Raw genomic sequence first — 13,439 nt, 5'->3', positions numbered from 1 at the left:
ATACCTCCTCGCTCTCAATTAACCTAAGGCTTGAAATAGCCGTCAAACAGATGGCTCACACAGACTTGCAAAGGGCGCACGGACTGTTCCACCTTCATTCGCAGCAAGGCGCCTTGCCACGAATCGGAAACCAGGTCCGCCAGAACTTCCGCCGTTTGGTCGGTACGCACGGTCCCCTCCGCCTGTGCGCGCGCCAAGCCTTCGGTGAGCTTGTCCCTATACCGGTGATAAGCATCCTTCAATGCATCCATACAGGTCTCGTTAGTATCTCCGATCTCGCCGATCAGGTTGCCCAGTAAACATCCTCCTTTGAACTGTCTCCGCTCCAATTCTGCGATCAAATCGCAGAAATAACGTTTCATCGCGGACAGCGCATCCAACTCCGGCCGACTCAGGTAATCGCCCAATTGTCGAATGAATGGCTCTATGTAGTGCTGGACCACTTCCGCCCCGAACTCCTCCTTGCTAGAGAAGTAGTTGTAAAACGATCCCTTCGGAACCTGAACGCTGGACAGCAAGTCCTGTAGACCGGTGCCGTGATAGCCATGCTCCATGAGCATGGCAACACCCTGGTCCAAAAGCTTTTCGCGAGTAATCTGTTTGTTGCCGATTCGAGCCATGTGGCGACTATACGACCGGTCGTCTACTTATGCAATAAAAATTATTACAAGGAAGAAATCCGGGAGGCGCCCGGTGCCTCGATCGGAGGCAGCAGAGGCACATGGCAATTTGTCCGAAATTGAAGGATTCGAGCCGGATAGTGATGCTGCGGCCGGTTAGCGCCCTGTTCACTGGCACCTGCGACGGAAACCGCCTGGCACGGCGGTCAGGCCGAGAATGACTGGCGTGAAGTTTCTCCGCGGCGCGTCGACCCATCCGGCCCGTAGGTCGCATCCGCCGACGAAGCGCCGTAGAGAAAATTCAAACTGGAATCGATATGACGCTGCAAGAGCGCGATATAAGCGCCGTTAAGCCCATTCTGCTTTCTGCAAGCCGAACCGAGGCGCACGATTTCCCGCCATTCGGCAAGGAGGGCTCTGGTCTGCGGCGACTCGGGATCGAGCCGATCAAGGAAGGCCGCAACGCCGCCTTCGTTGCCCTGAAAACCGCAAGCGCGGACGAGATGGTTCTGCCGAGCGGCCAAATCGTTGAGCAGGAATGCGAGTTTCTGTTTCTTCGAGGCGGTCAGTTCCAACGCCTCCGTGTCGCGCGCCGCTAGACTTCGCGCCTCCTCCTCAAGCAGCCTGGACATTTCGCCGAGTCCGTCCAGCGTTTGGCTGAAAAGGTCGTGAAGATCCTGGCCGTGCGCGATCATGAAAATTCAGGAAGCTTTTGTTCCATGGCGATCAGCTTTTCGGCCGCTCGCTGCGGGTTGATCTCGTAGTTTCCCGACTGAACCGCGCTGGCAATGCGGGTCACTCTCGCTTCGTCGACCGAGGGTTCGCTCAACAGACGTTGTTTGATCTCGGAGAGCCGAAGCGACATTTCGGGCGACACGCTGACACTGTAGGTCGATGAGGCATTGCCGCCGCCTGTACCTGCCGCGGTGCTCGATTTCTTTTGTAGTCCGCCGACGGAAAGACCGCTAACGCTGTTTTGAAGTTTGATTTCCATGACCGTATCCTCTCGGGAATTTCAATTCTTATCGGCCTCCCGACGGCGAACTTTAGCGCAAAACCACGTTTTTCTGTCCGGCGTTCAAAGCCGTATCAATACGAGGCCAGGACCTGCAACCGTACCTTCCACGATTCTCGCGGATTGGTCGTTGCGAACGCGAATACGCTGCCCCGCCTCCCCATCATTCAGAGCCTGTCCCGACATCTTGACGGCAAAATGACTGCTCTCCGCCTGAATAATGACCTTCTGTCCACGCCGAATCATTTTCGGCACAGATAACCATTCGGGGCTCAGTACCGCGCCGGCCGCCAAGGTGCGTTTGACGGGCCGATTGACGACCGGATCGAAAGAAGTGAAATAACTGCCGCGCAAGTTCGCGAGGTCTCGTTTTTCGAAGCCGAGATCCGCCTCGGTGAGAACTGAGCCTTGCCGGACGGCGTTTTTCAGAACGACGACTTCCCGATACGCTTTCACGTGAACCTTGTTGTACACGGTCCAAGAATGCGTTCCTTCGCAACGCACGCCGACGGAAAGAAAACCGCTTTCGCGCCGCCCTGGAAGAAAGAAGGCCTCCAGCGGCCGATCGCAAAGCGGCAATTGCAGACGACCGTCCAGCCTGACCGGGTCTGCCTGGAATTCCTGATTCCGCTGACGGAAATCCGACTCGATCAGGGCCATTATCGCAGCTGCTATCGATTCGTTGGTTTGCAGGCGGTCTGCCGCGAAAGCCGCGGGAATCGCCAGCGCGAGCAGAAGCAGGAATTTGAGTTTGGCACGCATAGATAACCTCCGATGATGGACCAAGACATGCATCTAATATGCCGCGCCGGACTCAAGCGGATCGCACACCTGCCGCTACACTTTAGTCACCGTCAATCTTCCCAGGAAATTCACAATGGCAAGCATACTCGAAGGCGTAGATCAAAGAACTAAGCTCGCGGGACATAACCGCCTCGAGCTGCTGCTCTTCAAACTCGGCGGCAACCAGCGCTTCGGTATTAACGTGTTCAAGGTGCAGGAGGTCATACAGTGCCCGCCCTTGACTCAGCTGCCGAAATCGAACCCGGTGATTTGTGGCGTCGCTCACTTGCGCGGCAAGACCATACCCATGATGGATCTCTCCATGGCAATTGGCGCGCGCCCGCAACCACGCGACGGGAGTGGCTATGTCATCATTACCGAGTACAATCGATCCACCCAAGGATTCCTCGTCAGCACTGTCGATCGCATCATCAATATGGGATGGGAGCAGATTCAGCCGCCGCCGAAAGGCGCAGGCAAAGAAAGCTATTTAACCGCTGTAACGCAATACGAGAAGGAACTCATCGAAGTTATCGACGTTGAAAAAGTGATGAAGGAAGTCATGGGCGAGTGCGACCAGGTTTCGGACGGTGTGATCGAGGAGGACGCCAAGAACCTTGAGCAGCATGTACTCGTCGTGGATGATTCATTTGTGGCCCGCAATCAAATTCTGCGTGTTTTGAACCAACTCGAAGTGGAGAGCACAATTGCCAAAGATGGTCAGGAGGCGTTGGAAATCCTCGAACATTGGATATCGGAAGGAAAGAATTTGAACGAGTACTTGGCGATGATCATTTCCGACGTGGAGATGCCTCGAATGGACGGCTATACGCTCACGACCAAGGTACGCAAAGACCCTGCTATGAAGGAAGTATACGTATTGCTCCATACCTCCCTGAGCGGAGTTTTCAATCAGGCGATGGTTGAAAAAGTCGGCGCCAACAAATTCCTCGCCAAATACGATCCGGACGATCTTGCTCGGGTCGTACAGCAACGCCTCAAAGACCATATCGCCGCGCAAGCGACAACAGGGCGCAGGGACTTCTGAACTGGCCATATCGGGCAAAACGCAAGCGCCGTCCATCGGCGTGTCGATTGGAGTATTCATGAATTCGGACTTGAATCCCGAAGCGTTCGCGGTGTTCCAGAAATTTCTCGTGGACGCCTGCGGGATATTGCTCAGCGACAACAAGCAATACCTGGTGAAGAATCGTTTGACCGGCCTGCTAAAAGAGAGTGATTATTCATCCATAGCGCAGTTGGTAACTGCGCTCCGAAGCGATGCTGTCTCCGCTAAGCTCAGAACCCGTATTATCGATGCCATGACCACGAATGAGACTTTTTGGTTTCGTGACAACACCCATTTCGAGGAACTTAGAAATGTTCTCTTGCCTGCCTGGGCAGCCAACAAAACCGGCGGCACCTTGAGAATTTGGTCCGCAGCCTGCTCTTCGGGACAGGAGCCTTATTCGATAGGCATCTGCGTCGAGGAATTTTTTCGTTATGGTTGGACCGGCATCAAAAGAAACGTACAGGTCATCGGGACCGATATTTCGGAATCGGTTTTGGCCGAAGCTTCTCAGGCCGTCTATAGCGAAATGGCCTTGTCGCGCGGACTGGATGAAAATCTGAGGTCACGCTACTTCGATCGCTATCAGGACAAGTGGAAACTTAAATCGGAGATCGTTGATCGGGTCCGATTCCAACAATTCAACCTGCTCAAGCCTTTCGCGGCGCTGGGCAGGTTTGATATCGTCTTTTGCCGTAACGTACTGATTTACTTCTCCGAAGAATTGAAGCGCGATATTTTGACGCGCATGGCCAAAGCGCTCAATCCAGGCGGCTATCTGTTCCTAAGCAGCACGGAATCCCTTCCCTCCGGACTCGATCTTTATGAAACCGTTCGCGGGGCCTCTTGTCGCTATTACCGTCTAAAGCCGGCCTTCTGACGCCACCCGGCAAATTTGCCGCCTCAAGTGGCGAAAAATTGCCGCCGTTTTTTTCCGCTCTCACGTCTTAATTTGCAAGCCTTTGTTTAAACAAAGGCTTTTTACGTGGCATACCTCGTGCTTGACGCCACATAACTGGCAACGAGGATATGTTTATGACGATCAACTTCGACAATGCCCTCGGCATTCATCCCCTGGCACTGAAACTCCGCGACCGCCGTACCGAGTTGTTGGCCTCCAACCTGGCCAACGCCGACACGCCGAATTACAAGGCCCGCGATCTGGATTTCCGTTCGGTACTGCAAAGCGTCCACACGTCCCCTCTCAAGCTCGCGGCTACACAAGCCGGGCATGTGACTGCGACAGCGCCCGGATCGCGGGGAGAAGCCCTGTATCGGCTACCGTCGCAACCCAGTCTCGACGGCAATACGGTGGAAACCGAGCAGGAACAGATGCGTTTCGCCGAAAACGCGGTGCAATACCAGGCCACGCTCAACTTCTTGAGTGGCAAGATCGCCTCTCTGCGAACCGCCTTAACAGGAGAATAACCATGTCGTCGTTCAAAATCTTCGATATCGCCGGCTCCGGCATGACTGCGCAGTCGCTGCGGCTCAACCTGGTAGCCAGTAACTTATCCAATGCGGACAGCGTCAGCAGCAGCGTCGAACAGACTTATCGATCGCGACAGCCCGTATTTGCGGCACAGCTTCAGGAGGCCATGGACAAGCGAAACACGCCGGTCGGCGTGCAGGTACTCGGCGTCGTCGAGAGTCAGGCGCCCTTACGCATGGAATATGCACCGGATCACCCGATGGCCAACGACGAAGGCTACATCTTCAAGCCGAACGTCAACACCATCGAAGAACTGACCAATATGATGTCCGCGTCCCGCTCCTACCGGGACAACGTCGAAGTGGCGAATACCGCCAAGCAACTGATGCTTCAGACCCTGCGTCTCGGACAGAGCTGAGGTGACGGATCATGAGCATCGACGTCAACACGCTCAAATCTCTCGGCCTGACCGAAACCGCGGCACCGACTCGGAAGCGCAACGAACTGGGTCAAGAAGATTTCCTAAAGCTGATGGTTACCCAGTTGACCAGTCAGAATCCTTTAAAGCCTCAGGACGGCGCCGAATTCGTCAATCAGCTGGCGCAGTTCAGCACCGTCACGGGAATCCAGCAATTGCAATCCTCGTTCGCCGACTTTGCGGCGTCCGCCAACAAGGAACAGGCCTTGATGGCCGCGAACCTGGTGGGACGATCCGCGCTGATCGCGTCCGATAAAGCGATTCTGGCCGCGAACGGCACGATCCAGGGCGAGTTGGCCGTGCCGTACGAGGCCTCGCAGGTCAATATTCGGATCATGGACAAGAACGGCAACTTGATCCGCACATTGGAACTCGGGCCTCAAACCGAAGGGCCGTTGTCGTTCGAGTGGGACGGAAAACTGGACGATGAATTGCACTTTGCCGATCCCGGACTTTACAGGATCAAAGCCGAGGCTGTTATCGCCGGCAAAACGACTGCGCTCGAAACCCAAATCGCCGCGCCCGTGGAAAGCGTAACCGTGGGCGGCTCGAAAGGCATGGAAGTCCAGCTCAGCGGTCTCGGACGTTACACCCTGGGCGATATCCGGGCTGTCCTTTAATGAACATCATAGTCATCTAGCGAGGTAAGACATGGCTTTTAACAGTGCCTTGAGCGGCCTGAATGCCGCATCCAATATGCTCTCGGTGACCGGCAACAACATTGCCAACGCCAATACGACCGGATTCAAGAAATCGCGCTCCGAATTCGCCGATGTCTATGCGAGTAGCTTGGGAGGCGTCTCGTCCATCACGCCAGGAGCCGGTGTCCGGGTCACCAATGTGGCGCAACAGTTCACCCAGGGCAACCTGGATTTCACCGAGAACAACCTCGATCTCGCGATCAGTGGCGAAGGCTTTTTCGTCATGGGGGACAACGTCAACAACATCAACGAACGGGTCTACACCCGCGCCGGTTCTTTTCACATGGACCGGGAAGGCTATGTGGTCAATCACCTCGGCCAGCCGCTGCTGGTTTATGCGCCGAACGGCGAAACAGTCGAGGAAGGCTTCAGTACCGGCGTATTCCAGACCCTGCAACTCGATTCTACGCAGGGCTTACCGAAAGCCACGAGCTCGATAGACATGAGCGTCAATCTGGATTCGCGCAAAACCACGCCCGCCACATCGCCTTTCGACCCGGCAGACCCCACCAGCTATACCCATGCAACATCGGTCACGACATACGACTCGCTTGGCAACACCCACATCGCGACCAGTTACTACGTCAAAGGTGCGGCGCTGAATGCCTGGGATCTATATGTCTATGTGGACGGGGTAGACATGCTGGACGACGCGGCCCCCAACTCGATTCCTCTGACATTCGACAACGACGGCAAGCTCGCCTCGGTCGACGGCAACCCGGCAACGACCCAATTCACGACCGACTTAGTGTCCATCAACCCCAGCGCCCAACCCATCCAGCTCACCATCGATCTGGCCGGTTCGACACAACTGGGCAGCGCGTTCAGCGTCGACACCTTGAACCAAGACGGTCTGACCATCGGCCGGCTCACCGGCGTGGACATCGACGACACCGGTGTCGTTTTTGCCCGTTTCAGCAACGGCGGCTCCAAACCGCTGGGCCAGGTGGCCATGGTCCGATTCCAAAACCCGCAAGGATTGTCCAAGCTCGGCGATACCACCTGGGGAGAAAGCGCAAACTCCGGGGTGCCGATCAATGGCGTAGCCGGCACCAGCAGTTTCGGTTCCATCAAGGCTGGCGCCCTCGAAGGAGCCAACGTGGACCTGGCCCAGCAGCTGGTCAATCTGATTATCGCCCAACAGGCGTATCAGGCGAACGCGCAGACCATTTCCACCGAAAACACGATCACCCAGACACTGCTCAACATTCGTTAACACCCGATAGCCAGGAACTCCGACCATGGATCGCAGCCTTTATGTCGCCATGAGCGGTGCCAAGCAGATTCTGCTGGCGCAGGCATCCAACGCCAATAATCTCGCAAATGCAAATACGCCGGGGTTTCGAGCGGATTTCGAGCAACTCCGCTCGATGCCGGTATTCGGAAACGGCTATCCGAGTCGAGTCTACGCCATGACCGAGCGCCCTGGCGTCGATTTGTCGACGGGCTCCCTGCAAACCACCGGGCGCGACCTCGACGTCGCGATCAACGGAGATGGCTGGCTGGCCGTGCAGGCCAAGGACGGCAGCGAAGCTTACACCCGGGCCGGAGACTTACATATTACGCCTGCAGGGCAGCTGGTCACCGGCAGCGGTCTGCCGGTGCTCGGCAACGCGGGCCCCATCGCCATTCCGCCCGCACAGAAGGTCGAAATCGGCTCAGACGGCACCATCAGCATCATTCCGCAGGGTGCCAACGCCACCGCCCTGGCGATTCTCGACCGAATCAAACTGGTCAAACCCGAAAAATCGCAGCTTGAAAAAGGCGAGGATGGCCTGATGCGAATCAAGGACGGTACTCCCGTAGAAGCCACCAACGAGGTTCAACTGGTAACCGGATCACTGGAGGGCAGCAACGTCAGCACCGTGGAAGAAATGGTGCAAATGATCGAACTGGCGCGTGAGTTCGAATACCAGATCAAGATGATGAAGACCGTCGAAGACGACGGCAATGCCAGCGCCGAGCTCATGCGGATCGGCTAAAAGACACTCCAAGAGGTTCACGACCATGACCACCCCTTCCCTTTGGATCGCCAAGACCGGCCTGGATGCGCAGCAAACCCATATGTCGGTGATTTCGCACAACCTGGCCAACGTCAACACCACCGGCTTCAAAAAAGAGCGAGCTTTGTTCGAAGACCTGCTGTACCAAAACGTCAGGCAGGTAGGCGCTCAGTCCACGCAAAACACGACTCTGCCTTCCGGCCTGCAATTGGGCACCGGCGTAAGGACGGTCGCCACGGAAAAGATTCATACTCAAGGCAACATCCAACAGACTGGAAATTCCCTCGATATCGCCATCAACGGCCGGGGCTTCCTCCAGATCCTGATGCCGAACGGCGATCTCGCCTACACCCGGGACGGGTCCTTCAAGCTCGACTCCAATGGACAAATCGTCACCAACGGCGGCAACCCCTTGGAACCGGCCATGACCGTGCCCCAGGGCGCCCTGAGCGTCACTATCGGCAACGACGGTACGGTATCCGTGCTCGAACCGGGAAACCCCACCCCCAACGTCATCGGCGAAATCCAGCTGGCGGACTTTATCAACCCGACGGGATTGGAACCAATCGGTGAAAACCTGTACCGGGAGTCGGTTTCGAGCGGTGCTCCGATCGTCGGCGTACCGGGAGAAGACGGTATCGGAAAGCTCGTCCAGGGCTCTTTGGAAACCTCGAACGTGAACGTGGTGGAAGAACTGGTCAATATGATCGAAACCCAACGCGCTTACGAAATGAACTCCAAAGCGATCGCAACCACTGACGAGATGCTCGGGTTCGCCACCAATACTCTCTGATTGATCCGATGAAATACGCGGCTTTCTTTCTCATCCTGCTGACCTTGAACGGCTGTGCCTCCATCCTCAATCCGCCGCCGCGCCGGGATCCCGCCTACGCGCCGGCCCGTCCCGAGGACATGACGCCGCCCATGCAGAATCCCGGCGCAATTTTCCAGTCCGGCTACGACATGCGGTTGTTCGAGGATCATAAAGCGCGCCGGGTAGGTGACACCCTTACCATTAAGCTGGTCGAACGGACGAATGCCCAGAAAGACGCGGACACCAAGGCTGACCGTTCGGCAACCACCCAGGTAAAGGCACCCATGCTGATGGGGCAGGAAGCGGCTGAAATCCTCGGCTACAACGTATCCAGCAGTCTGGAATCGACCCACAAATTCGAAGGAAAAGGCGAAAGTAATCAGAGCAATCTCTTGACGGGAAACATCAGCGTGACCGTGGTGGAAGTCCTGCCCAACGGCAATCTTCGGGTACGAGGCGAAAAACGGGTCGGCCTGAACCAAGGCAACGAATACATCAAGCTCTCGGGGCTGGTGCGTCCGGTCGATATCGACACCACCAATAGCGTGGATTCCACCAAGGTCGCCGACGCGACCTTCATTTACAATGGAGAGGGCGTAGTGGCGGACGTCAACCGCATGGGCTGGCTGCAACGTTTTTTCACCAGCATACTGTTCCCGTTCTGATCGACTGAGGTAAGACCATGGCTAGGTTCACTCTGCACTCAGTCATAAAAATCGGTCTTCTCGGCTTGGCGTTCTCACAATCCCCGGCGATGGCTGAACGGGTCAAGGATATCGCCTCGGTCGCCGGGGTCCGCAGCAACCAGCTGATCGGGTACGGGCTGGTCGTCGGTCTGAACCGCACTGGCGATAAGAACCGCTTCACCAGCCAAACCCTGCGCAACATGCTGCTCCAATTGGGCGTCACCGTGCCGCCGGGTATCGACCTGAAATCCAAAAATATCGCCGCCGTATCCGTACAAGCCGACCTTCCGGCATTTGCAAAGCCCGGCCAAACGATAGATGTGAACGTTTCATCTTTGGGCGATGCCACCAGTCTCCGCGGCGGCAGCCTCTTGATGACGCCCCTTAGGGGCGCCGACGGCCAGATCTACGCGGTTGCCCAAGGCAATCTCGTCGTCGGCGGGTTAAGCGCTCAAGGCCTAGACGGCTCCAAGGTTACCGTCAACGTGCCCAGCGCCGGCCGGATTCCGAACGGAGCCACGGTCGAGCGCGAAGTTCCGACAGGATTCGCGCAAGGCAGCCATCTGATACTCAACTTGCATACGCCCGATTTCACCACCGCCAACCAAGTGGCCGACATCATCAATCGAACTTACGGCGGAAGCGTGGCGCGCGCCTTGGACGCGGCGTCCGTTCAGGTCAGCGCACCCCATGATCCGGCTCAGCGGGTCTCGTTCACGTCGCTGATCGAAAATCTGGACGTGAGTCCGGGCGAAGCCCCTGCCAAGGTCATCGTCAATTCGCGTACCGGGACGGTAGTGATCAGCAGCCATGTCCGGGTTCAACCCGCCGCGGTGACCCACGGCAACCTCTCGGTGACCATCAGCGAAAAGCCCATCGTCAGCCAACCTCCGGCCTTATCCGGAGGTTCGACCGCCATAGTGCCCCGCTCGGACGTAACCGTGAACGAGGAAGCGAATCGCATGTTCGTTTTCAATCCCGGCGTATCGCTGGATGAAATCGTGCAGGCGGTCAATCGCGTGGGCGCTGCACCGAGCGACCTCGTCGCCATTCTGGAAGCCCTGCGAAGCGCCGGAGCGTTGCGGGCCGAGCTGATCGTGATATAGGAGAACCGGCATGATAAAGCAGACTGGCATGGCCGATGTGTATACCGATTTCAACGGCACCGCCCGGCTCAGGAATCAGGCCAAGCATGATCCGAAAGCGGCGCTGAACGAGACCGCCCGGCAATTCGAGTCTCTGTTCATCCAGATGGCCTTGAAAAGCATGCGGGAGGCGGTCCCGAACGGCGGGCTCACGGACGGCAAGCAGTCGCAGATGTTCCGCGACATGTACGATCAGCAATTGGCGGTGGAACTCGGCAAGCGATCCAGTCTCGGCCTCTCCGATATGCTGGTTCGGCAACTGGGCGGCGAAAAGTCCTCCGATGAGGCGAAACCCGGCATGGGTCTGGACGATTACCGCGGCAACGCGTTAGTCAGGATCGATAAGGGATCTTCCGAGCATACAACAGCCGAAAATTCGAAATCGGATTATGGAGCTGGAGCTCGGATGACCGATAAAGCTCGCGTGCAACCTCGGTCCGCCCAGAGTGACTCCCGAACCGGAGCATTCGCCAATCCCGAGGAATTCGTAAAGGCGCTCTGGCCTCATGCTCAGGAAGCGGCCGCCGAACTGGGCGTCGACCCCAAGCTGCTGCTGGCGCAGGCGGCTTTGGAAACGGGCTGGGGAAAATCCATGGCGGCACGAGGGAACGACGGACACAGCCATAATCTGTTCGGCATCAAGGCGGACCGGCACTGGAGCGGCCGTCATATGACCGCCCGCACCCTGGAATACGCCGACGGTATCGCCGTGCGTAATAGAGCAGCATTCCGCACCTACAACGATTACGCCGAGAGTTTTCGCGATTACGTGCAGTTCCTTAAGACCAACCCTCGTTACGCAACGGCCTTGGAGCATGCCGATAATCCACGGCAATTCATGGCTTCATTGCAAAAGGCCGGCTACGCCACGGATCCTTATTATGCACGCAAGGTTCTCTCCATATACGAGGAAAATCGTGCGCTTGAAAAGTTGCCCGTTGCCTGATCCGGTCTTCAGTTAGGACGATCGGTGCCGATAACAGGCGTAAGAACATTATCCATTCGAGTGGTTGAATCATGGCTGGCGGACTTCTTGGCATAGCGACATCCGGACTGATGGCGGCTCAGCGCGGATTGGCGACGACCGGACACAATATCGCCAACGTCAACACCGACGGCTACAGCCGCCAAAGAACGGAACAAGTCGAGCGCTTGCCTTCGTTTACCGGGGCGGGATTTGTGGGCAACGGCGTCGACGTTGCGTCCATTACCCGCTCCTACGACAGTTTTCTTAACGCTCAGCTCCGAAGCAGTCTCTCCGCGCATGGGGAATTGGAGACGTATCACGACATGGCTTCACAGGTCGACAACTTCATCGCCGATCCGGACGCCAGTCTGTCGCCCTCGCTCCAATCGTTCTTTAACTCGGTGCAGGACGTAGTCAACGACCCCACATCCATCGCCGCGAGACGCGTCATGCTGACCGAAGGCGAAACGCTGGTGCAGCGTCTTAATACGCTGAACGGCCGCATGGATGAGCTGCGCAGCCAAGTGAATCAGAGCCTGAGCACCAATATCGACGAGATCAACGGTCTGGCCAGAGGTATCGCCTCTTTGAACGAGCGCATTGTTGTTGCCTATAACCAAGCAGGCAAACCGCCCAATGATTTGCTCGATCAGCGCGATCTGTTGACCGAACAGTTGGCGCAGAAAGTAGGCACCAGCTTGTTCGAGCAAAAGGACGGCTCTTTGAACGTGTTTATAGGCAGCGGACAGGCACTGGTGATGGGCTCGACGGCAAACCAGCTCAGCTTGCAGAACTCGGCCTATGATCCCAATCAGAAAGACATTGCCATTACCGCCGGCGGCTCCGGCGCCGTTGTCGTGACCGCCGCTATCAGCGGCGGAGAAATCGGGGGATTGTTGCGCTTCGGCAGCGAGGTACTCGACCCGGCCCAAAACGCCCTGGGCCGTATCGCTGCGGGGCTCGCCGCAACATTCAACGCGCAGCACTCGCTCGGCTCCGACTTGAACGGAAGCGCCGGTGCCGATTTCTTCAGCGACGTTACAAACGCCGCAATCGGCCAGTATAGTTGGTTCGGCAGGCAAACGAATAGCGGCAACGCCATATTATCCGTCGCGTTCGACAACAGCGCTGGAAACGGTTCCTCCGATCTAACCGCAAGCGACTATCGCCTGGACTACGACGGCGCCAATTACACCCTCACGCGCCTGAGCGACAATACGCAATTCAACAATGCGACCGGTGCCTTTGCCATAGATGGCTTGGCTATCGGCATTGGCGGCGGTGCTGTAGCAGCCGGCGACAGCTTTCTCATTCGCCCGTTCCGCCGGGTAGCCGGCGATCTAAGCGTTTCGCTGACCGACCCCCGAGAAATTGCTGCAGCTGGGTCGCCTTTTGCAGGCCCCGGTGACAACACCAACGCCCGCGCCCTGGCTCAACTACAGACAATGCCCTCGCTTTTGGGCGGTAAAGCGAGTTACCAGGACGCTTATAACGAGATCGTGGGCGATGTGGGCACGCTGACCCACGCCGCCGACATCGACAGCACCGCTCAGAAACAATTGCTCGACCATGCTCGACAGGCACGAGACTCGGTTTCAGGGGTGAATCTCGATGAGGAAGCCGCCAACCTGCTTCGGTATCAACAAGCCTATCAAGCCGCCGCGCAGTTGATTCCCGCGCTGAACAGTATGTTCGACGCACTGATCGGAGCCGTAAGGAGATAAGC

At 57.0% G+C, this 13,439-nt stretch carries 16 protein-coding genes; 12 read left to right on the top strand and 4 right to left on the bottom strand.

From position 1 onward, the window contains the following. Positions 1-23: 23 nt before the first annotated feature. The 4 genes from ACWJJK_RS08250 to flgA form a co-directional block, all read right to left on the bottom strand. The gene (locus ACWJJK_RS08250) at positions 24-620 is read right to left on the bottom strand and encodes a TetR/AcrR family transcriptional regulator (RefSeq protein ID WP_156880037.1); all 597 of its coding nucleotides are present in this window, start codon (positions 618-620) and stop codon (positions 24-26) included. Between the two features lie 206 nt (positions 621-826). After that, the gene (locus ACWJJK_RS08245; RefSeq protein WP_434130651.1) at positions 827-1,315 is read right to left on the bottom strand and encodes a flagellar export chaperone FlgN; all 489 of its coding nucleotides are present in this window, start codon (positions 1,313-1,315) and stop codon (positions 827-829) included. Further along, complete coding sequence (gene flgM / locus ACWJJK_RS08240; protein WP_086134380.1) at positions 1,312-1,614, bottom strand: flagellar biosynthesis anti-sigma factor FlgM; 303 nt, start codon at positions 1,612-1,614, stop codon at positions 1,312-1,314. The genes ACWJJK_RS08245 and flgM overlap by 4 nt, the downstream gene beginning before the upstream one ends. 84 nt (positions 1,615-1,698) lie before the next feature. Continuing rightward, complete coding sequence (flgA, locus tag ACWJJK_RS08235) at positions 1,699-2,397, bottom strand: flagellar basal body P-ring formation chaperone FlgA (RefSeq protein ID WP_168175414.1); 699 nt, start codon at positions 2,395-2,397, stop codon at positions 1,699-1,701. Positions 2,398-2,512: 115 nt separating this feature from the next. Here flgA and ACWJJK_RS08230 point away from each other — a divergent pair, with 115 nt between their 5' ends. The 12 genes from ACWJJK_RS08230 to flgK all read left to right on the top strand — a co-directional run bounded on the left by ACWJJK_RS08230 (position 2,513) and on the right by flgK (position 13,437). Next, complete coding sequence (locus ACWJJK_RS08230) at positions 2,513-3,466, top strand: chemotaxis protein CheV (RefSeq protein ID WP_077730468.1); 954 nt, start codon at positions 2,513-2,515, stop codon at positions 3,464-3,466. A gap of 58 nt (positions 3,467-3,524) precedes the next feature. After that, complete coding sequence (locus ACWJJK_RS08225) at positions 3,525-4,367, top strand: CheR family methyltransferase (RefSeq protein ID WP_077730467.1); 843 nt, start codon at positions 3,525-3,527, stop codon at positions 4,365-4,367. Positions 4,368-4,522: 155 nt separating this feature from the next. Continuing rightward, a complete protein-coding gene (gene flgB / locus ACWJJK_RS08220) occupies positions 4,523-4,915 on the top strand; it encodes a flagellar basal body rod protein FlgB (RefSeq protein WP_077730466.1) in 393 nt (130 codons plus the stop codon). Between the two features lie 2 nt (positions 4,916-4,917). Next, positions 4,918-5,337, top strand: a complete 420-nt coding sequence (flgC, locus tag ACWJJK_RS08215) for a flagellar basal body rod protein FlgC (protein WP_156880041.1) — start codon at positions 4,918-4,920, stop codon at positions 5,335-5,337. 11 nt (positions 5,338-5,348) lie between these two features. Further along, a complete protein-coding gene (locus ACWJJK_RS08210) occupies positions 5,349-6,017 on the top strand; it encodes a flagellar hook assembly protein FlgD (RefSeq protein ID WP_156880042.1) in 669 nt (222 codons plus the stop codon). A gap of 31 nt (positions 6,018-6,048) precedes the next feature. Beyond that, positions 6,049-7,314, top strand: a complete 1,266-nt coding sequence (flgE, locus tag ACWJJK_RS08205) for a flagellar hook protein FlgE (protein ID WP_077730463.1) — start codon at positions 6,049-6,051, stop codon at positions 7,312-7,314. A 25-nt stretch (positions 7,315-7,339) separates the two neighbouring features. Next, the gene (gene flgF / locus ACWJJK_RS08200) at positions 7,340-8,080 is read left to right on the top strand and encodes a flagellar basal-body rod protein FlgF (protein ID WP_077730462.1); all 741 of its coding nucleotides are present in this window, start codon (positions 7,340-7,342) and stop codon (positions 8,078-8,080) included. 25 nt (positions 8,081-8,105) lie between these two features. Continuing rightward, positions 8,106-8,894 (top strand): flagellar basal-body rod protein FlgG, encoded by a 789-nt coding sequence (gene flgG / locus ACWJJK_RS08195; RefSeq protein WP_156880043.1) that lies wholly within the window; start codon positions 8,106-8,108, stop codon positions 8,892-8,894. A gap of 8 nt (positions 8,895-8,902) precedes the next feature. Continuing rightward, entirely contained in the window at positions 8,903-9,580 is a 678-nt protein-coding gene (gene flgH, locus ACWJJK_RS08190) for a flagellar basal body L-ring protein FlgH (RefSeq protein ID WP_133716487.1), read from the top strand. 17 nt (positions 9,581-9,597) lie between these two features. Further along, positions 9,598-10,707: a flagellar basal body P-ring protein FlgI gene (locus ACWJJK_RS08185; protein WP_077730459.1), complete on the top strand. Its 1,110-nt coding sequence runs from the start codon at positions 9,598-9,600 to the stop codon at positions 10,705-10,707. Positions 10,708-10,717: 10 nt separating this feature from the next. Continuing rightward, complete coding sequence (gene flgJ, locus ACWJJK_RS08180) at positions 10,718-11,692, top strand: flagellar assembly peptidoglycan hydrolase FlgJ (protein WP_077730458.1); 975 nt, start codon at positions 10,718-10,720, stop codon at positions 11,690-11,692. Positions 11,693-11,763: 71 nt separating this feature from the next. Further along, positions 11,764-13,437 carry a flagellar hook-associated protein FlgK gene (gene flgK / locus ACWJJK_RS08175; RefSeq protein ID WP_434113200.1) on the top strand — a complete coding sequence of 558 codons (1,674 nt, stop codon included), beginning with the start codon at positions 11,764-11,766 and terminating at the stop codon, positions 13,435-13,437. Positions 13,438-13,439: the final 2 nt, after the last annotated feature.

This window comes from Methylocaldum gracile, from assembly GCF_053646815.1.
This window is presented reverse-complemented; position numbering and strand designations above follow the sequence as displayed.

What these genes read in the sequence shown, in the direction of transcription:
- flgA (WP_168175414.1), bottom strand. Translation starts at nt 2,397, where the DNA reads ATGCGTGCCAAACTCAAATTCCTGCTTCTGCTCGCGCTGGCGATTCCC.
- flgG (WP_156880043.1), top strand. Translation starts at nt 8,106, where the DNA reads ATGACCACCCCTTCCCTTTGGATCGCCAAGACCGGCCTGGATGCGCAG.
- flgH (WP_133716487.1), top strand. Translation starts at nt 8,903, where the DNA reads ATGAAATACGCGGCTTTCTTTCTCATCCTGCTGACCTTGAACGGCTGT.
- flgK (WP_434113200.1), top strand. Translation starts at nt 11,764, where the DNA reads ATGGCTGGCGGACTTCTTGGCATAGCGACATCCGGACTGATGGCGGCT.
- flgF (WP_077730462.1), top strand. Translation starts at nt 7,340, where the DNA reads ATGGATCGCAGCCTTTATGTCGCCATGAGCGGTGCCAAGCAGATTCTG.
- ACWJJK_RS08225 (WP_077730467.1), top strand. Translation starts at nt 3,525, where the DNA reads ATGAATTCGGACTTGAATCCCGAAGCGTTCGCGGTGTTCCAGAAATTT.
- ACWJJK_RS08230 (WP_077730468.1), top strand. Translation starts at nt 2,513, where the DNA reads ATGGCAAGCATACTCGAAGGCGTAGATCAAAGAACTAAGCTCGCGGGA.
- ACWJJK_RS08185 (WP_077730459.1), top strand. Translation starts at nt 9,598, where the DNA reads ATGGCTAGGTTCACTCTGCACTCAGTCATAAAAATCGGTCTTCTCGGC.
- ACWJJK_RS08250 (WP_156880037.1), bottom strand. Translation starts at nt 620, where the DNA reads ATGGCTCGAATCGGCAACAAACAGATTACTCGCGAAAAGCTTTTGGAC.
- flgJ (WP_077730458.1), top strand. Translation starts at nt 10,718, where the DNA reads ATGATAAAGCAGACTGGCATGGCCGATGTGTATACCGATTTCAACGGC.
- flgM (WP_086134380.1), bottom strand. Translation starts at nt 1,614, where the DNA reads ATGGAAATCAAACTTCAAAACAGCGTTAGCGGTCTTTCCGTCGGCGGA.
- flgB (WP_077730466.1), top strand. Translation starts at nt 4,523, where the DNA reads ATGACGATCAACTTCGACAATGCCCTCGGCATTCATCCCCTGGCACTG.
- ACWJJK_RS08210 (WP_156880042.1), top strand. Translation starts at nt 5,349, where the DNA reads ATGAGCATCGACGTCAACACGCTCAAATCTCTCGGCCTGACCGAAACC.
- ACWJJK_RS08245 (WP_434130651.1), bottom strand. Translation starts at nt 1,315, where the DNA reads ATGATCGCGCACGGCCAGGATCTTCACGACCTTTTCAGCCAAACGCTG.
- flgE (WP_077730463.1), top strand. Translation starts at nt 6,049, where the DNA reads ATGGCTTTTAACAGTGCCTTGAGCGGCCTGAATGCCGCATCCAATATG.
- flgC (WP_156880041.1), top strand. Translation starts at nt 4,918, where the DNA reads ATGTCGTCGTTCAAAATCTTCGATATCGCCGGCTCCGGCATGACTGCG.